Genomic DNA, 16924 nt, shown 5'->3' on the forward strand with positions numbered 1-16924 from the left:
CGTTCCAGCCGTCTCTTCCCTGTTCCCCAACCCGATTTCTACCAGCCATAAGTTATTCTTCCCTAAACACAACTTTCTAAAATAAACGCATCACGCCCCAAACTCCTCCGGCGCTCAACCAGAAAGAGTGAGAATACGGCAGCAGCCGTGCCATTTCGACACACTCCGCGCTGGCATGCTCTATGCATGGAGCGTGGAAAGGATTCGCCATGCTCACCAGACGCCTGCTCCTGTCTTCGATCGCCTCCCTGGCCTGCCTGGAGGCCATCGCCGCCGCCCTCAAGCCGGCTCAGACTGGCCTGCGAGGCACCATCGATATTTCCGGATATGGGGTCAGGCCGGGCAAAACCGGAGATCAAAGCAAGGCGCTCGACCGGCTCTTCAAAGAGGCTGCCGAAAAGGGATTGCCGGTTTTTTTGCCCGCTGGTGATTACCATCTGTCGGGGGTCTCCCTGCCCGACAACCTGTGGCTCAGCGGTGTCCCGGGCCAGACCCGGCTGATCCATGCCGGCGGCGGCAGCTTCATCTCCGGTGAAGCTCTCACGAGGATTACCCTGTCGGACCTTGCTTTCGACGGTGGCGGTAAATCCCTTGGGGACGACGTGCAGGGGCTTCTCAATTTGCGCGGCGTCACCGATCTCAAAATCGAGAACTGCACGATCACCGGCTCCGCCAGACACGGCATCAACGCCGAGCGCTGCGGTGGCCGCATCACCGGCAACAGCATTTCACAGGCGGCCTTTTCCGGCCTCTACGCGGTGGAAAGCGAACGGCTGGCGATCACCGCCAACACGGTATCGGACTGCGGCAATGGCGGCATTCTCGTGCATCGCTGGGAGCTGGGCGAAGACAACACGATCGTCAGCGGCAACCGCGTGTTCAAGATTGGTGCAAAGGATGGCGGCACCGGCGAAAATGGCAATGGGATCAGTGTTTTTCGCGCCGGCAATGTGATGATCATGGACAATCACATCTCTGACTGTGCCTTCTCCGCCATACGCGCCAACGCCGCCACCAATGTGCAGATTTCCAACAACAAGTGCCTGCGTTCCGGTGAGACAGCGATCTATTCCGAGTTCGGTTTTCAGGGCGCCATCGTCTCCGGCAATCTGGTCGATGGCGCCGCCAACGGCATCCTGATCGTCAATTTCGACGAGGGTGGCAGGCTTGCGACTGTCAGCGACAATATCATCCGCAACCTGCATCCCGATGGGCCCTACATTCACGATGGTGCCGGTTTCGGTTTCGGCATTGCGGCGGAGGCGGACACGGTGATTTCGGGTAACGTCATCGAAAACGCACCGAAATGGGGCCTGATGCTCGGTTGGGGGCCCTATATGCGCGGCATCGTCGCGACCGGCAATCTGGTGCGCGACGCCGGTGGCGGCTGCGCGGTTACGGTGGTCGAAGGGGCCGGCACCGCGCTCATCGCCAACAACCTGTTCCTGGACGTCAAGGACGGCGCGGTGTTCGGCTACCGCTGGAACGAGAAATCCACCGGTGATCTTCTGGTGGGGGGAAGCGAGGCCTTCGCGCACCTGACCCTCACCGGTAACCGCATGGCCTAAAACCGCTCACATCAAAAGATTTCATGTCAGATATCACCGCTCTGCGCTTCAAGCCCCGATCCGCTTGGAATAGTTTGCTACGAAAATCAAACGGAGGGACAGACATGCTGACAATCTACGGCGTTTACTGCTCGCGGGCCTCGCGCAACTACTGGATGGCGGAGGAACTCGGCATTCCCTTTCAGTCCGTGCCGGTGATCCAGGCACGCAGGCTGGCCGATCCGCTGGCCGCAGACGCGCAGATGAATACGAAGTCGCCCTCCTTCCTCGCCGTCAACCCGATGGGGCTGATCCCGGCGATCGAGGATGAGGGACTGGTCCTGGCTGAATCGCTTGCCAACAATCTCTATCTCGCCCGCAAGCACGGCGGCCCGCTGGCCGGAGCAACCGTGCGCGAAGAGGGCGAAATGACCGCCTGGACCCTGTGGGCGGCAACCGAGGTCGAACCGCATACGGTGAAGATCGTGCTGACCTACGACAACAATCAGGAAAACACCCCGGCCGGCAAGGCACTGATCGAATCCTGCGTGAAGGGGCTGGAGCGTCCACTTGCACGGCTCGAACAGCACCTGCTGACAGCGAACTATGTCGTCGGCAACCGTTTCACCGTCGCCGATCTCAATCTGGCAGAAGTGCTGCGTTATGCGATGAGCGAGACCTACCTGTTCGATAGATACCCCGCCGTCAGGGCCTGGCTTACCCGCTGCCATGCACGGCCGGCATTCGAGGCAATGATGGCCGGACGGCGCAGAGAAACGCAGGCCGCCTGACACCTATTCGAAACCCAGACGCCGCATGCTTCCGGCAATTTCGTCACGTACCCATTGCTTGAAGGCCAAAACCGTCTTGGTTTCGCGGCGCGAGGGCGGCGTGACAAAATAATGCGCGAACCCTGTTGCCGCCCGCAGGGGAAAAGGCATGACCAGCCGCTTTTCGATCAGGGAATAGGCGGCCAGCGTCTGCCAGGCAAGCATTACCCCCTGCCCGGCAATCGCCGCATCAAGGCAGAGAGACGCATCGTTGAAGACATGCCGCGTCACCATCTGCTCTCCCGAGAGCCCCACCTCGCGCAGCCACATCTCCCAACTGAGGGTGGAATGACCATCGATGATGGCCGGAATTTTCAGAATATCCGCCGGCTCCTTCAGTTTTTCTGCAATGGCGGGAGAGCAGACGGGAAAGACCTCCTGTGCCAACAGAAGCTCAGCCTTGACGCCCGGCCAATCGCCGGCGCCGACGCGGATGCCGATATCAACGCCGGCGCTTTCCAGATTGACCAGCGCTGTCGTCGCATCGATGCGCAGCCGGATATCCGGGTGCTTTTCGGTAAACCGGTCCAGACGGTGGACCAGCCACCGAGCGGCGAAAACCGGAGCGACCGAGATCGTCAGGATCGTCTCGTCCCGCCGCCTTGCCGAGGCGACGGCCTGATCCAGCACTTCGAAGCCGCTGGTCAGGCTGGGCAGAAAACTTTCCCCAAACGGGGTGGCTACCAGGCCGCGCGGGCTGCGCTCGAAAAGGATGCGGCCAAGCTGTTTCTCGGTCTTGATGATCTGCTGGCTAACGGCACCGATGGTGACGCCAAGTTCGTCCGCGGCCGCCTGCAGCGAGCCGAGGCGGCCGGTCGCCTCAACCGCCCGCAATCCATTCAGGTGAATGCTGTTGAGGTCCTTCATATAGTTTTCCTATAACCACTGCGGCACAATCTCAATTGAAATTGCTGAGAACAAGGAGGATCATTGCACCATTGAACAAGGATGGTGATGCCATGTTGAAGATTTTCTCGATACTTGAGCACCTGCTTCCGGCACCGGCAGACGATGACGCACAGGCAAGCTGGGGTCGCGACCTGCTGCGTCATCCGGACATTGCCCGGATGGATACGCGTGAACTGGGCGACCTGCCCTTTCCGGGCAATCCCGTGCGGTTATCACCGAAGCTGCCCTGCGAGGCATGCCGGGCCTGAGCCACATCTGGAGGCTTGAACCGTGTGCGGTTTCAGCAGACAGTGATCTGTCCCGGCGGGCAGGATCATGACCGGCAATCAGGACACGGATTTCGAACGCGTAACGCGGCTCGCCACGGCGGCGGGCCTGCCAGAGATTGCGCCGGGGACCTCCTATGGAACGCCAGCACTTCTGGTGCGGGGCAAGATGTTCGTGCGCATCAAGGAAGCAGGCATCCTGGTCGTCATGTGCGCGACTGAGGAAAAGGCCATGCTGATGGAGTTGGCGCCGGAATTCTACTTCGAAACCGATCACTACAAGGGCTGGCCGGCCATGCTGGTCCGGCTTGACGTCATCGGCGACCGGGATTTGACGCAGCGACTGATCAGCGCCTGGCGGCAGAAGGCGCCGAAGCCCTTGCCGCCAGTTTTACTGCGCCTGCGGCGCCTTGGCCTAACCGCCAGTGACGGATAGAACCTTTTTCACGGCAGGACGTTCAGCCATGCGCAGGCTGTGTTCGTAGACTTTCGGGAAGCGCCTGGGATCGACACCGTCGCCTTCCAGCCAGCTCGTAAAGGTAAACAGGTATGGGTCAGCGATCGAAAAGGTTTCCCCCATCACCCAAGGCCCGGAAAACATGGTGGTTTCGATCAGATCGAAGCACTCACTCATATTGCTGGCCACCTTCAACGTCATAGCCTCTATGACCGCCGGATCATCGGCCCAGCGGCTGCCACGGCGCTTGTGAGCGTGCGCGACATGCACAGTCGAGCACAGATAGGCATTGAAGGACTGAATGCGCGCAAACTCGAATGGATCCTGCGGGACACCGATCGGCGTACCTGCAAAGCTTTGGCCTATATAGGCAAGGATGGCGGGAGATTCAGTAATGACACCGCGATCCGTCACAAGGGCCGGAACGCGGCCCTTCGGATTGAGGCGCAGGAATTCGGGTGCGCGCTGCTGCTGCTTGCCGAAATCGATCCTTTCGGCCTCATAAACCGCGCCGGCTTCTTCCAGGGCAATATGCGATGCCTGCGAGCAGCTTCCGGGCGAAAAATACAGCTTCAACATGCAGGCTCTCCATTCATCCACCGGCGGCAGGCCGGTATGCTCCAGCGGGAAACATACCAACCACGCCGAATGTTCGCCAGTCATTTGCCAGTGATCATGCCCGTATGGTCACGGCACAGCCCGGAACATCCTCGAGCCGGAAATAGACCGGAATGCCGCGCTCGCGGGCAATCCGCACGTCATTGTCGGCACCCTTGCTTTCGCCCGGCAGGCGCAGGACAGCCTCGCACAGCTGCAGAAGCCGTCCGGCGACGGGATGGAATATCTCCTCGTAGAGTTCGTCGCCAACTTCACGTCCGCCCGCCGCATGCCAGATCGGCAACGCCACCCATTCACCGATCATCGGCACGTGGCCCGCCTGAAACAGCGCATGCGACGGCGCTTCCAGACGCCTGAGGTTTGCCGCCATCTTTTCCGGATCGTCGCCGGTGCCGGACCGGTAGGGACCCGCAATCAAGATCAGCATGATCATCTCCATAAATTGCACGATATTTCCATATTATTCTGGATATTTCACGATAAATCATGCAATATCGTGCATAGTCAAGATATGATTTGGAGACAAAAATGCTGACGTCCCAACGGCGGGCACTGATCTCGGCACGGCTGGCCAGCGACGGGCAGATCGTAGCCGGCGAACTGGCGCAAGAACTCGAGCTGTCGGAAGACACGATCCGGCGCGACTTGCGTGACATGGCGGCGGCCGGTCTGTTGAAGCGGGTGCATGGTGGCGCTTTACCGGTGACGCCGCCGCTGCCGGATATCGAAACCCGCCAGACGATGTCTCCCGACATCAAGAAACGGCTGGGGCGCAAGGCAGCGGAACTGGTGCGGGCGGGGCAACTGGTCTTCATCGATGGCGGCACGACCAATGCCGAACTGGTGCGCGCCCTGCCGCGTGAAATGCCGCTGACAATCGCGACGCACAGCCCGGCAATCGCAGCGCTTTTGGAAAAGAACCGGGCCGAGGTGATCCTGATCGGCGGCCGGCTCTACAAGCACTCGATGGTCTCGACGGGCGCGACGGCCCTTGCGGCAATCGGCATGATGCGCCCCGACATCTTCTTCCTCGGCGCGACGGCCATCCATCCGGCGCGCGGCCTTTCGACCGGCGATTACGAGGAAGCCGCCGTCAAACGCGCCATTGCGGCACGCTCGGCAGAAACGGTGGCATTGCTGACGGAGGAAAAACTCGGCACCGTCTCACCGCACCACATCACCGGCATCGAGGACATGTCGGCCCTCATCATACCCGCCGGCATGGCACCCGAGACCAGCGCGCCCTACCGGCAGACGGCGATGCGGATCATTGAGGCGTGAGGTTCAGGCAAAAGCGCCGGTGACCCTGACATCGCCGACATGGATGCCGTTCCAGTTTTTCATCGAATGGTTGGCCTGCGCCATCAGGCTTTGGTGCAATTCCGGTTCATCGTTGAAGAAGCGCGCGAGCGTGGCGGCGACCATCGCTTCGGCGGCGCGGGTGGTGCCATCCTCGCATTTCAGCGCGATCGCGATGCCCTTTTCCGGGATGGCGGCGCAGAACACGCCTTCGGCACCGGTCTTGGCGAAGATGCGACCGGGTGCCGTCTGCATCAGTCTTGTGCAGGCGCGCTTGCTGCCCGCGACATAGAAGGGCTCAGCCATGCAGGCTTCGATCAGGCGCTTTGAGGCTTTGGCGCGCAGCGGTTCAAGGCCAGTGCCCGTTGCCATTTTGGCAAAGCCATGGGCAAGGCCCTTCAAAGGCACGGCGTAGGTCGGGATCGAGCAGCCATCGGTGCCGCAATTGTCATGGGCAAGGACCGCGCCCGTCAGGCTTTCCATGACACCGCGGATTTCGCGCTGCAGGGGATGATCATAGGTGACGTAGCCGGTGGGCTCCTCGCCGCTATGGCAGCAGGCACAGATGAAGCCGGCATGTTTGCCGGAGCAATTGTTGTGCAGCGCCGAAGGATGTTCCAGCGCCCGCGCCTGGCTGATGATGGTGTCCTGATTGAACGACCAGTGGGCGCCGCATTCGAGCGTCGAGACGTCCCTGCCCGCTGCCGACAGCATTTCTGCGGCGAGCGCCACGTGTTCCGGCTCGCCATTGTGCGAGGAGCAGGAGAGCGCCAAGGCCCGCTTGTCGAAACCGTAGGCATCGGCTGCCCCCGTTTCCATCAGCGGCAGCGCCTGCATGGCCTTGCAGGCCGAGCGCGGGAAGACGCCAACGTCGGTATCGCCGAGCGAAAACACGGTCTTGCCATCCCCATCGACGACGATGACCATGCCGCGATGGCGGCTTTCGACCAGATTACCACGCGTGACTTCAACAAGAACCGGGTTCGACATGGTTGTGCCCTCAAAAATCCAACATCTGCCCTGTCTTTAGACCAAGACAGAGCAACGCAAAACCCGGACGGACCCATGAAATTTTTCCGCAAGCTGTTTCTTGCCATCCTGTTCGTCTATCTGCTGCCGGCGCTCGCCTCCGCAGGCTGGTGGTATGTCAAGGAAAGGCCGGAAAACTGGCGCGAGGCGGACTGGACCTCCGCCCATATCCTGCCGAAACCGCAGGACGATCCGGATGCGGCGATCTATATCTTTTCCGCCACGACAGGCGGCATGAAGGGGGCAGTTGCCAGCCATTCCTGGATCGTCACCAAGGGACGCGACGATACGGCCTATAATCGTTACGACAAGGTCGGCTGGGGCTCGCCGATCCGCCGCAACGGCTATCCGGCCGATGCGCGTTGGTACTCCAACACGCCGAACCTGGTGACCAGCGTCAGAGGCGACGAGGCCACCCGCCTGATTTCGAAGGTCGAGCAGGCAATCCAGTCCTACCCCTATGCGACATCAGGCGCCTACCGGATCTGGCCGGGACCGAACTCCAACACGTTCGTCGCCCATGTGCTGCGCTCTGTGCCTGAACTCGGCGCGGTTCTACCGCCGGATGCAGTCGGCCGCGACTACCTGCCGGAGGGCAAGCTATTTTCGATCGATGCCGACGGAATGGACATGCATGCGACGCTGTACGGACTGCTCGGCGTTTCAGCCGGCGTTCGGAGCGGGCTTGAGGTCCATTTCATGGGATTGGTGGCGGGGATTGATGTAATGCGCCCGGCCGTGAAGATACCGGCACTGGGGCGGTTCGGGGTTTAGAAGACAAACAAAAAGGGCCGCTTCACAGCGGCCCTCCATGAGTTTTGGCCAGGTAAAAGGCCCGGACCGTATCTTCTCAGAGACACGACCCGCAGGAAGGCGGGTTCAGATCGAGGGCTGCCTCGTTCCGATCACTACAACTCCCATGCCCTTTACGAGGTTTAAAATCTCATTAGACACTGGATCACCTTCCTTTCGTTCAATTGAAGATAAGTTAAAGGTAGTCCGATTCTTGCCGATTGCAAGAGCAGTCCGGATAAGACTTTAGAAGGTCATGACGATCTTGCCGATATGATCGCCGGCCTCCATCAAACGATGTGCTTCCGCGACCTTGGTGAACGGCACGATCGCGTGCATCACCGGCGCAATGTCGCCGTCTTCCAGAAGCGGCCAGACATTGTCTTCAAGATCGTCGCGGATCGATTCCTTCTCGGAGGCCGTGCGTGGACGCATGGCCGAGCCCATGATGTGCAGGCGCTTGCCAAGAATGGCGGCGATGTTGGCTTTTTCGACGGTGGCACCTCCAAGAAAAGCGATGATCGACAGGCGGCCATCCTTGGCGAGTGAGCCGATGTTACGATCAAAATAGGGACCACCGACCATGTCGAGAATGACATCGACGCCCATGCCGCCGGTTTCCTCAAGAATGACCGCCTTGAAATCCTGCTCGCGGTAATTGATCGCCCGCTTGGCACCCAGCGAAACGCAGGCATCGCATTTGTCCTTGCTGCCGGCCGTCACGAAGACTTCGGCGCCGAAGGCGCGGGCAAGCTGGATGGCGGTGGTGCCGATGCCACTCGAGCCGCCGTGAATGAGAATCTTTTCGCCTTCGACCAGATCGGCCATCTGGAAGACGTTGGCCCAGACGGTGAAGAAGGTTTCCGGCAGGGCCGCCGCGCGCGCCGCATCGTAGCCTTTCGGCCAGGGCATCGCCTGCGTTGCCGGAAGGGCGCAGAATTCGGCATAACCGCCGCCATTGGCAAGGCCACAGACCTTATCACCGACGATGAACCCTTCGGCGCCCTCGCCCATGGCCACGACTTCACCGGCCACTTCCAGCCCAAGGATCGGGCTTGCGCCCGGCGGCGGCGGATAATTTCCGAGCCGCTGCAGCACATCCGGCCGATTGACCCCTGCCGCCTCGACACGGATCAGGATGTCGCCGGGCTTCAGATCCGGCAATGGACCGCGGGCCAGAACCATCTTTTCCGGTCCACCGGGGGACGGAAGGTCGACATAGGTCATTTCGCTCGGCAGGGTCACGGTGTTCTCCTTGATAGATGCTGACCGGTTATCTAGCGCGCCGGTTAAAAACGGCAAAGCAATTCAAACTGCTGACAAACGCATTTTCTACGGCAAAGCCGCTGTCTTGGCATCCGCTATCCACATCGCTCCGACTTGAGGGGCATTGAGCGTCAAACGCTGCGCTGCATCGTGGCAAAATTAAGCCTGCCACTCCCCTGCAAACATTAAGTTTCTTTAATTTGAAACCACCCAAAACCCGGCTTAGCCTCGCAGCCGAACCGGGAGCCACCGGCGGTCCCCACCGCGACGCGACGGACTTCTGACGGTTTGCGATGACCGGTCCCGATGCAGGGACCAAATAAGGACGACACCATGCGTGCCCTTCTGACCTCGTTGACGATCCTTTCCGCCATCTCCCTGTCTTCTACCGCCTTTGCGGCAAGCACCACGACCGGCACCATCCGCGCCTATGACATGAAGGCGATGACCGTGACCTTGAAGAACGGCACCCAATACATGCTACCTGCGTCATTCAAGAATCCGGGGCTCAAGGTCGGTGAAAAGGTGACAATCGCCTATGAGACGATGGGCAAGAAGCATCAGGCAACATCAGTGACGCCTGTCATGAAGTGACGCCTACACCGTCCGCATGAGCGTACCCGATCGCGGCTAGACGCTTCGGGATCATGCAGAAGCGGGCTGGAACCCATGATGGGTTTCAGCCCGTTTTTTCGTTTTCAGATGATGAAGGAAAGAGGATCAGGCCGCCTCGCCGAACAGATCGAAAACCAGGCCGTCATCGCTTTCCTTGGCCCGGCTCTTGATTTCGGCAATACGGGCGCTGACGGCCTGGGCGTCGGAAAAGACAAAGCCTTCCGGCAGGATCAGCACGGCGACCGAGCAGCGCATCAACGGAAAGATGGTGGGCTCGCCGCTGCGTCCATGGCCGGTCATGTAACCCGCCTGCTGGTGCTCTGCCGAATAGAGTTGGCGCACGTCGCTGCGGAATTCCGCAAGAACACGAGAGAGAACGGTCGCAACCTCCTCGCGCGTCCAGCCGCTGACGCCGATGAAGAAATCGTCGCCGCCGACATGGCCGAGAAATTTTTCCTCGCCAATGAAGTGGCGGCGCATCAGGGCGGCAAACAGCGAGATCGCCAGATCGCCCTTCTGGAAGCCGTAGTGATCGTTGAACGGTTTGAAGCTGTCGAAATCGCAGTAACAGAAATAGCGCGCCTCGTCGGCGTCAAGCACGGCGCCCTGGACATAATCGCGAATGGCGCGATTTCCCGGCAGGCCGGTCAAGGGGTTTTGTTCCTGCGCTGTCTTCAGCTGCTTTTCGCTGATGATCTTCAACAGCGACGCCGCCGACAGGATGCCGGCATAGCGCATGTTCTCGGTCAGGATCACGCAATCGCTGCCATCCATGCCGGCAAAGATCTTCAGCATCTCATCGGCCGGCGTCTCGAGATCGGCGATCGGCGCCGGGCTGACGAAATGCGAGATATGACGCTGATAGAGATGGTTCTTCAGCAGATCGCGTCCGAAGGGGTGATAGATCATCTCCTTGACGTGATATTCATGCAGCACACCGCGCGGCTCGCCATTGGCATTCAGCACCGGAAAGAAGCTGCGCTGTGGCGAGCGGCGGAACAGCTCGAACACAGAATCCAGATCGTCGTTTTCGCGCAAAGCCGGCACCTGCTCCACCTGCTTGCGGATGAGGATGCTATCGAGCGAGCTCGACTGACGCCGGGTGCCGGCGGTCTGTTCCAGATGCGGATAGGCCGGCTGCAGATCGGCAAAATGTACGGTTGGGCGGGCAACGAAATAGCCCTGGACGAGATCGCAACCCAGATCGCGGCAGGTGGCGAACTCGGCCTCGGTCTCCACGCCTTCGGCGATCACCCGTGTGCCGAGCACATGGGCAGTGTTGACCGTGTGGCGGACCATGTGGCGCTTGCGGGGACTGGATTCGATGCCCGAAATGAAATGCCGGTCGATCTTCAGATAGTCGACCGGCTGATCGCAGAGCAGTTTCAGGCCGTTGAAGCCAACGCCGAAATCATCGATCGCCAGTTTGAAACCCGCCAGCCGCAGGCGTTTCACCAAGCCGGAATAATCCGGCATCTTGCCGCTGTCGAACCGCTCCGACAGTTCGAAGCAGATCGACGATGGCGGAATGTTCGATCGCTTCAGGTGCTTGCCGAGCCGCTCGACAAGATCGCCTTCGTGGCCGATCAACCGGCTATCGAAATTGACGAACAAGGTTCGTGCAGAAAAATCCGGCAGGCTGGCAAAGCCGGCAAAGGCGCGGGTATTGACCATGTGCTCCAGCGCCAGAAGCTGCCCCGCCTCTTCTGCCTTGTCGAGCAGCTCGATCGGCGACTTGAAACCCAGCCGCTCGAAACCGCGCATCAGCGTTTCGTAGCCGAACACGGCCCCGGTGGCGATCTCGGCGATCGGCTGGAAGGCATTTTCGATCGCAAGCTTGGCCAGCGTGACGATCTGGTCGTCACCGAAACGGCGCAGGGACAGCATTTCGGCGGGGGCAGCGGACATGGGGACTCCGGAGGCGATATCAGATCGCGCGGAGGATCGTCCCGGAAGCCTGAATTTTCCGTTTCCCCAACATGACAGTTTCATGAAAGTTCAATGACTGCCGGGAGTTAGCAGCATCTCACAACCGCCTTCCTGCCAACAGAAAACCAGTCGCTACCCTTTGGCAAGCACGCCGAAGGCGATCAGGGCGAGGCCCTGCATGACCAGATCGATCGCCAGGAACAAGCCGAGGATCCAGAGGCTATTGACCGGCCAGCCGGCGGCGATGATCAGGCCCGCGAGCAACGTGACAAGACCGCCAAGAGCGATCCATCCCCAGCCTGCCAGCGGCCGCAGCTTGAACGCCGTCCATATCCGAAGAACACCGGCAACGATCAGGGCAACGGCCATCATCAATGTCAAGGCGGCAGAGGCAAGCATTGGATTGAGAAAGGCAAAGACGCCGGCGATGGTGTAGCAGGCACCACTGAGGATCCAGTAGAACACACTTTCCCATTTCTTGACCCGGAAGGCCTGCGCCAGATGCAGTATGCCACCGATCAACATGAGCATGCCGACAAAATAGACCGAGGCCGCAGTCGCTGCCATGACATTGCCGAAGGCGATACCGCCAACCATGATCAGCGCCACGCCAAGCGCAACAAACCAGCCCCATTTTTCGCCGAGCGGCGGCCTGAGAGCAATGCCGGAATTCTGAACCATGATACAACCCTCAATTCAACAATGTGAACATTATGTAATCCAAGATAGAATAACAACATTTTAACATGTGAGATCCCGGTTGCGAACCTGCTCTAGATTTTCAGCGCCAGCAGCACCGCACCGCCACCGACCATGCAGACACCAAGCCAATGGGCTGGAGAAAGCCGCTCGCCGAGAAAAAACACGGCGAAAAGGGCGACCAGCACGACGCTCAGCTTATCGACCGGCGCAACCTGGGCCGCATTTCCCATTTTCAGCGCCCGGAAGTAGCACAGCCAGGACGCGCCGGTCGCCAGCCCCGAAAGCACGAGAAACAGCCAGCTCTTGCCCGACACCGACGCCGGCGCCTGCCAGTTGCCCGTCAGGAACAGCATCAGGCCGATCGCAAGCAGGATGACGATCGTACGGACGAAGGTCGCAAAATCCGAATTGACGTTCTCGATGCCGATCTTGGCGAAGATGGCCGTGAGTGCCGCAAACGCAGCGGACAGAAGTGCCCATGCCTGCCAGGAGGAAAACAGATATTTCATAGGCATGGTCCTCTTGCTCTGCCGCGTTCAGCAGCCACTGCCAGTTGAAGCCGAGGCTCGTTTCGATGGCAAGAAAATCCTTTGGCCACAGCCTTCGTTTTTTATTGATTGATGGATCAATCAAAAATACACTGCCGACAACAGGGGAGGAATGATGCCAAAAGTCGGAATGGAACCGGTGCGCCGCAAAGCGCTTGTGGACGCGGCGCTGCATGTGATCGGCGATCAGGGCACGCTGTCGGTCACCATGTCCGACATCGCGCGGCAGGCCGGGGTTTCGGCGGCGCTGGCGCATCATTATTTCGGCAGCAAGGAACAGTTGCTGGTCGAGACCGTACGTTCCCTTCTGAAACAGTTGCGTGACGATACGGTGAAGGCCCTCATGGCCGCTGCAACGCCCCGCGAAAAACTGTCGGCGCTCGTGCGGGTCAGCTTCCAGGCGGATCAATTCGCGCCGGAAACCATCGCGGCCTGGCTGGCCTTCTACTCCGAGGCGCAGCGCTCGGAGGAGACGCGCCGCTTCCTGGTGATCTATGCACGCCGGCTGCATTCCAATCTCGTCGCCAACCTGAAGCAGCTCTGTGTCGCAGATGATGCGCAGCGTATCGCAGAGGGCACCGCAGCAATGATCGACGGGCTTTATATTCGCCGGGCGCTCGGCTCCTCGCCGGTGACGGCGGGCGCCTCGATCGCGCTGACCGACGACTACATCACGCTCAATCTCCATGCCCGCCAGCCACAGGAACATGCCGCATGACCCGGCCGAACATCCTCATCATCATGGTCGACCAGCTGAACGGAAAGTTCTTTCCGGATGGCCCGGCAGAGTTTCTGCACGCGCCGCATATGAAGGCGCTGGCCAAGCGTTCGGCGCGCTTCCGCAACAATTACACCTCCTCGCCGCTCTGCGCCCCTGCCCGCGCCTCGCTGATGGCCGGACAATTGCCGAGCCGGACGCAGGTCTATGACAATGCCGCCGAATATGTCTCGTCGATCCCGACCTATGCCCACCACCTGCGCCGCGCCGGTTATTACACGGCCCTGTCGGGCAAAATGCACTTCGTCGGCCCGGACCAGTTGCATGGTTTCGAGGAGCGGCTGACGACGGATATCTATCCGGCCGATTTCGGCTGGACACCGGATTACCGCAAGCCGGGTGAGCGGATCGACTGGTGGTATCACAATCTCGGCTCCGTCACCGGTGCCGGCGTGGCTGAAATCACCAACCAGATGGAATATGACGACGAGGTGGCGTTTCTGGCCAACCAGAAGCTCTATCACCTCAGCCGCGAACACGGCGATGAGGCCCGCCGTCCTTGGGCGCTCACCGTCTCGTTCACCCATCCGCACGACCCCTATGTCGCACGCCGCAAGTTCTGGGATCTCTACAACGATTGCGATCAGCTTCTGCCGGAAGTCGGCGATATCCCGCTTGCGGAGCAGGACCCGCATTCGCAGCGGCTGATCCATGCCTGCGACTACCAGAATTTCTCCGTCACCGAGGAGAACGTCCGCCGATCGCGGCAGGCCTATTTCGCCAATATTTCCTATCTCGACGAAAAAGTCGGCGAACTCGTCGATACGCTGACCCGCACCCGCATGCTGGACGACACGCTGATCCTGTTCTGCTCGGATCATGGCGACATGCTTGGCGAGCGCGGCCTCTGGTTCAAGATGAACTTCTTCGAGGGCTCGGCCCGCGTGCCGCTGATGGTGGCCGGCCCAGGCATCCCCGCCGGCCTGCATCTGGCACCGACCTCCAATCTCGACCTCACCCCGACGCTCTGCGATCTCGCCGGGATCTCGATGGACGAGATCATGCCCTGGACCGACGGCGAAAGCCTGGTACCGGTGATCAACGGCACTGAGCGCATCGCGCCGGTGCTGATGGAATATGCCGCAGAAGGCTCCTATGCGCCGCTGGTCGGCATCCGCGAAGGCAAGTGGAAGTACGTTCACTGCGCGCTCGATCCGGACCAGCTCTACGATCTCGACGCCGACCCTCTGGAACTCAATAATCTTGCAACGGTTGCCGCCCATGCGCCGACGCTGCGCGCTTTCCAGGCGATGCGCGACAGCCGTTGGGACATGGACGCCTTTGATTCCGCCGTGCGCGAAAGCCAGGCGCGCCGCTGGGTGGTCTACGAGGCGCTCAGGAACGGCGCCTATTATCCGTGGGATCATCAGCCGCTGCAAAAGGCATCCGAGCGCTACATGCGCAACCACATGAATCTCGACAATCTCGAAGAATCCAAACGCTTTCCGCGAGGGGAATGACATGAAAGCCCAACCGCCAGCCTCCCATTTCATCGACGGCGAATATGTCGAGGATATCAACGGCGCTGCCTTCGACAGCATTTACCCGGCGACCGGCGAAGTCATCGCCCGGCTGCATGCCGCCACCCCGGCCATCGTCGACAAGGCGATCGCCAGCGCCAAGCGCGCGCAGGGCGAATGGGCGGCGATGAGCCCGACGGCCCGCGGCCGTATCCTCAAGCGCGCCGCCGATATCATGCGGACACGCAACCGCGAACTGTCGGAGCTTGAAACGCTCGATACCGGCAAGCCGATTCAGGAAACCATCGTCGCCGATCCGACCTCGGGTGCCGATGCGTTCGAATTCTTCGGCGGGGTTGCCGCAGCCGCGCTGAACGGCGACTATATTCCGCTCGGTGGCGATTTTGCCTTTACCAAGCGCGTGCCGCTCGGCGTCTGCGTCGGCATCGGCGCCTGGAACTATCCGCAGCAGATCGCCTGCTGGAAGGGCGCTCCGGCGCTGATTGCCGGCAATGCCATGGTCTTTAAGCCGTCCGAGAACACCCCGCTCGGCGCGCTGAAGATCGCCGAGATCCTGTTTGAGGCCGGCCTGCCGAAGGGGCTTTACAACGTCATCCAGGGCGACCGCACGACCGGGCCGCTGCTGGTCAATCACAAGGACGTCGCCAAGGTTTCGCTGACCGGCTCGGTCGAGACCGGCCGCAAGGTGGCGGGGGCTGCAGCCTCGAGCCTGAAGCACGTGACGATGGAGCTTGGCGGCAAGTCGCCGCTGATCGTCTTTGACGACGCCGATCTGGAAAGCGCCATCGGCGGCGCCATGCTCGGCAATTTCTATTCGACTGGCCAGGTCTGTTCGAACGGCACCCGCGTCTTCGTGCAGAAGGGCATCAAGGACAAGTTCCTTGCCCGTCTCAAGGAGCGCACCGAAAAGATCATCATCGGCGACCCAATGGCCGAGGAAACCCAACTTGGGCCGATGGTCTCGCGCGCCCAACTCGACAAGGTGTTTGCCTATATCGAAAAAGGCAAGGCTGAGGGGGCGACGCTTCTGACCGGCGGCGGCATTCCCAATTCAGTGTCTGCCGAGGGCACCTACATCCAGCCGACCGTGTTTGCCGATGTCACCGACACCATGACCATCGCCCGCGAAGAAATCTTCGGGCCGGTCATGTGCGTACTTGATTTCGACCACGAGGACGACGTGATCGCCCGAGCCAATGGCACCGAGTTCGGGCTTTCGGCCGGTGTCTTCACGGCGGACCTTACTCGTGCGCACCGTGTGGTGGACCGGCTGGAGGCAGGCACGCTGTGGATCAACACCTACAATCTCGCCCCGGTGGAAGTGCCGTTCGGCGGATCGAAGCAATCCGGCTTCGGGCGGGAGAACTCGCTGGCGGCGCTCAATCACTACACGGAACTGAAGAGCGTCTATGTGGCGATGGGACCGGTGCAGTCGCCGTATTAATTTAAGAGGTGTTTCGTGTCAGTCGTAGTGTCGAGGTATCGGGCGTTTATTCGCCGCCCTGCGCAGGCGTTCATTGTAGCGCGCAAGGAAGATGCCGATGGGGACGCATACGGCACACCAGAGTGTCAGAGACCAGCCTGTTTGGAAGTGCAGGAATATCGCAGAAAAGAGAGCAGCCCCAAAAAAGAGCTTCTTCCTGTTTTGTCGTTTGAAAGGCTCGAGAATTTTCCCGTTTTCGTTGTCCCGCATATCGCGGTAGACATTGACGGTACTGGCAAACTTCTCTTCCCGACTGTTTTCCGCCTGCTGGCGACTATTCCTCGCGCGCTCAAGACGCTTGAACATTCTACGACTAAAAGTCTCGGAAGCCACGTTTCGTAAACCTCTAATATCCCTCACCAACGATGTGTCACT

General features: G+C 60.3%; 19 protein-coding genes. 11 read left to right on the plus strand and 8 right to left on the minus strand.

Features of this window, described 5'->3' with window-relative positions; all coding sequences use genetic code 11:
• The first annotated feature begins 209 nt into the window (after positions 1–209).
• Together ASD36_RS01785 and ASD36_RS01790 are read left to right on the plus strand one after the other, a co-directional pair.
• Complete coding sequence (locus ASD36_RS01785; RefSeq protein WP_060503755.1) at positions 210–1568, plus strand: TIGR03808 family TAT-translocated repetitive protein; 1359 nt, start codon at positions 210–212, stop codon at positions 1566–1568.
• 104 nt (positions 1569–1672) lie between these two features.
• Complete coding sequence (locus tag ASD36_RS01790; protein ID WP_060503756.1) at positions 1673–2338, plus strand: glutathione S-transferase family protein; 666 nt, start codon at positions 1673–1675, stop codon at positions 2336–2338.
• 3 nt (positions 2339–2341) lie between these two features.
• Here ASD36_RS01790 and ASD36_RS01795 read toward each other — a convergent pair whose 3' ends face one another.
• Positions 2342–3244 (minus strand): LysR substrate-binding domain-containing protein, encoded by a 903-nt coding sequence (locus ASD36_RS01795; protein WP_060503757.1) that lies wholly within the window; start codon positions 3242–3244, stop codon positions 2342–2344.
• Between the two features lie 92 nt (positions 3245–3336).
• Here ASD36_RS01795 and ASD36_RS01800 point away from each other — a divergent pair, with 92 nt between their 5' ends.
• Both ASD36_RS01800 and ASD36_RS01805 read left to right on the plus strand, forming a co-directional pair.
• The gene (locus ASD36_RS01800; protein WP_060503830.1) at positions 3337–3534 is read left to right on the plus strand and encodes a hypothetical protein; all 198 of its coding nucleotides are present in this window, start codon (positions 3337–3339) and stop codon (positions 3532–3534) included.
• Positions 3535–3601: 67 nt separating this feature from the next.
• Positions 3602–3988: an MmcQ/YjbR family DNA-binding protein gene (locus tag ASD36_RS01805; protein ID WP_060503758.1), complete on the plus strand. Its 387-nt coding sequence runs from the start codon at positions 3602–3604 to the stop codon at positions 3986–3988.
• Here ASD36_RS01805 and ASD36_RS01810 read toward each other — a convergent pair.
• Together ASD36_RS01810 and ASD36_RS01815 are read right to left on the minus strand one after the other, a co-directional pair.
• Positions 3968–4588, minus strand: coding sequence for a glutathione S-transferase family protein (locus ASD36_RS01810; RefSeq protein WP_060503759.1), 621 nt, complete (start codon positions 4586–4588; stop codon positions 3968–3970). The two genes, ASD36_RS01805 and ASD36_RS01810, sit on opposite strands and share 21 nt — an antisense overlap.
• Positions 4589–4682: 94 nt before the next feature.
• Complete coding sequence (locus ASD36_RS01815) at positions 4683–5054, minus strand: hypothetical protein (RefSeq protein ID WP_060503831.1); 372 nt, start codon at positions 5052–5054, stop codon at positions 4683–4685.
• A 101-nt stretch (positions 5055–5155) separates the two neighbouring features.
• Here ASD36_RS01815 and ASD36_RS01820 point away from each other — a divergent pair, with 101 nt between their 5' ends.
• Entirely contained in the window at positions 5156–5908 is a 753-nt protein-coding gene (locus ASD36_RS01820) for a DeoR/GlpR family DNA-binding transcription regulator (RefSeq protein ID WP_060503760.1), read from the plus strand.
• 3 nt (positions 5909–5911) lie between these two features.
• On the opposite strand, the gene ASD36_RS01825 is transcribed toward ASD36_RS01820, so the two are convergent.
• Positions 5912–6916 (minus strand): asparaginase, encoded by a 1005-nt coding sequence (locus ASD36_RS01825; protein ID WP_060503761.1) that lies wholly within the window; start codon positions 6914–6916, stop codon positions 5912–5914.
• A 75-nt stretch (positions 6917–6991) separates the two neighbouring features.
• Here ASD36_RS01825 and ASD36_RS01830 point away from each other — a divergent pair, with 75 nt between their 5' ends.
• Positions 6992–7729, plus strand: a complete 738-nt coding sequence (locus tag ASD36_RS01830) for a DUF3750 domain-containing protein (RefSeq protein ID WP_060503762.1) — start codon at positions 6992–6994, stop codon at positions 7727–7729.
• Between the two features lie 264 nt (positions 7730–7993).
• On the opposite strand, the gene ASD36_RS01835 is transcribed toward ASD36_RS01830, so the two are convergent.
• Positions 7994–8992: an NAD(P)H-quinone oxidoreductase gene (locus ASD36_RS01835; protein ID WP_060503763.1), complete on the minus strand. Its 999-nt coding sequence runs from the start codon at positions 8990–8992 to the stop codon at positions 7994–7996.
• A gap of 354 nt (positions 8993–9346) precedes the next feature.
• On the opposite strand from ASD36_RS01835, the gene ASD36_RS01840 reads away from it, so the two are divergent.
• Entirely contained in the window at positions 9347–9607 is a 261-nt protein-coding gene (locus tag ASD36_RS01840; protein WP_060508694.1) for a DUF1344 domain-containing protein, read from the plus strand.
• Positions 9608–9733: 126 nt separating this feature from the next.
• Here the strand turns inward: ASD36_RS01840 and ASD36_RS01845 are convergent, their stop codons facing one another.
• The 3 genes from ASD36_RS01845 to ASD36_RS01855 form a co-directional block, all read right to left on the minus strand.
• Positions 9734–11536, minus strand: coding sequence for an EAL domain-containing protein (locus ASD36_RS01845; RefSeq protein WP_060503765.1), 1803 nt, complete (start codon positions 11534–11536; stop codon positions 9734–9736).
• 153 nt (positions 11537–11689) lie between these two features.
• The gene (locus tag ASD36_RS01850; protein ID WP_060503766.1) at positions 11690–12238 is read right to left on the minus strand and encodes an HdeD family acid-resistance protein; all 549 of its coding nucleotides are present in this window, start codon (positions 12236–12238) and stop codon (positions 11690–11692) included.
• 92 nt (positions 12239–12330) lie between these two features.
• Positions 12331–12768 carry an EamA family transporter gene (locus ASD36_RS01855; protein ID WP_060503832.1) on the minus strand — a complete coding sequence of 146 codons (438 nt, stop codon included), beginning with the start codon at positions 12766–12768 and terminating at the stop codon, positions 12331–12333.
• 154 nt (positions 12769–12922) lie between these two features.
• Between ASD36_RS01855 and betI the strand changes: the two genes are divergently transcribed.
• From betI to ASD36_RS30440, 4 genes are read left to right on the plus strand one after another with little or no spacing between them, the layout of a single operon-like run.
• Positions 12923–13525, plus strand: a complete 603-nt coding sequence (gene betI / locus ASD36_RS01860) for a transcriptional regulator BetI (RefSeq protein ID WP_060503833.1) — start codon at positions 12923–12925, stop codon at positions 13523–13525.
• Positions 13522–15045 carry a choline-sulfatase gene (gene betC, locus ASD36_RS01865; protein WP_060503767.1) on the plus strand — a complete coding sequence of 508 codons (1524 nt, stop codon included), beginning with the start codon at positions 13522–13524 and terminating at the stop codon, positions 15043–15045. Before betI ends, betC begins: the two co-directional genes overlap by 4 nt.
• A 1-nt stretch (position 15046) precedes the next feature.
• Positions 15047–16510, plus strand: a complete 1464-nt coding sequence (gene betB / locus ASD36_RS01870) for a betaine-aldehyde dehydrogenase (protein WP_060503768.1) — start codon at positions 15047–15049, stop codon at positions 16508–16510.
• A 15-nt stretch (positions 16511–16525) separates the two neighbouring features.
• Positions 16526–16891, plus strand: a complete 366-nt coding sequence (locus ASD36_RS30440) for a hypothetical protein (RefSeq protein WP_156393794.1) — start codon at positions 16526–16528, stop codon at positions 16889–16891.
• Positions 16892–16924: the final 33 nt, after the last annotated feature.

Source organism: Rhizobium sp. Root1334 (genome assembly GCF_001426665.1).
Taxonomy (GTDB): domain Bacteria; phylum Pseudomonadota; class Alphaproteobacteria; order Rhizobiales; family Rhizobiaceae; genus Pararhizobium.

Excerpts from the sequence above, each read along its gene's own strand:
- ASD36_RS01785 (WP_060503755.1), top strand. The coding sequence starts at position 210 with ATGCTCACCAGACGCCTGCTCCTGTCTTCGATCGCCTCCCTGGCCTGC.
- ASD36_RS01790 (WP_060503756.1), top strand. The coding sequence starts at position 1,673 with ATGCTGACAATCTACGGCGTTTACTGCTCGCGGGCCTCGCGCAACTAC.
- ASD36_RS01795 (WP_060503757.1), bottom strand. The coding sequence starts at position 3,244 with ATGAAGGACCTCAACAGCATTCACCTGAATGGATTGCGGGCGGTTGAG.
- ASD36_RS01800 (WP_060503830.1), top strand. The coding sequence starts at position 3,337 with ATGTTGAAGATTTTCTCGATACTTGAGCACCTGCTTCCGGCACCGGCA.
- ASD36_RS01805 (WP_060503758.1), top strand. The coding sequence starts at position 3,602 with ATGACCGGCAATCAGGACACGGATTTCGAACGCGTAACGCGGCTCGCC.
- ASD36_RS01810 (WP_060503759.1), bottom strand. The coding sequence starts at position 4,588 with ATGTTGAAGCTGTATTTTTCGCCCGGAAGCTGCTCGCAGGCATCGCAT.
- ASD36_RS01815 (WP_060503831.1), bottom strand. The coding sequence starts at position 5,054 with ATGCTGATCTTGATTGCGGGTCCCTACCGGTCCGGCACCGGCGACGAT.
- ASD36_RS01820 (WP_060503760.1), top strand. The coding sequence starts at position 5,156 with ATGCTGACGTCCCAACGGCGGGCACTGATCTCGGCACGGCTGGCCAGC.
- ASD36_RS01825 (WP_060503761.1), bottom strand. The coding sequence starts at position 6,916 with ATGTCGAACCCGGTTCTTGTTGAAGTCACGCGTGGTAATCTGGTCGAA.
- ASD36_RS01830 (WP_060503762.1), top strand. The coding sequence starts at position 6,992 with ATGAAATTTTTCCGCAAGCTGTTTCTTGCCATCCTGTTCGTCTATCTG.
- ASD36_RS01840 (WP_060508694.1), top strand. The coding sequence starts at position 9,347 with ATGCGTGCCCTTCTGACCTCGTTGACGATCCTTTCCGCCATCTCCCTG.
- ASD36_RS01845 (WP_060503765.1), bottom strand. The coding sequence starts at position 11,536 with ATGTCCGCTGCCCCCGCCGAAATGCTGTCCCTGCGCCGTTTCGGTGAC.
- ASD36_RS01850 (WP_060503766.1), bottom strand. The coding sequence starts at position 12,238 with ATGGTTCAGAATTCCGGCATTGCTCTCAGGCCGCCGCTCGGCGAAAAA.
- ASD36_RS01855 (WP_060503832.1), bottom strand. The coding sequence starts at position 12,768 with ATGAAATATCTGTTTTCCTCCTGGCAGGCATGGGCACTTCTGTCCGCT.
- betI (WP_060503833.1), top strand. The coding sequence starts at position 12,923 with ATGCCAAAAGTCGGAATGGAACCGGTGCGCCGCAAAGCGCTTGTGGAC.
- betC (WP_060503767.1), top strand. The coding sequence starts at position 13,522 with ATGACCCGGCCGAACATCCTCATCATCATGGTCGACCAGCTGAACGGA.
- betB (WP_060503768.1), top strand. The coding sequence starts at position 15,047 with ATGAAAGCCCAACCGCCAGCCTCCCATTTCATCGACGGCGAATATGTC.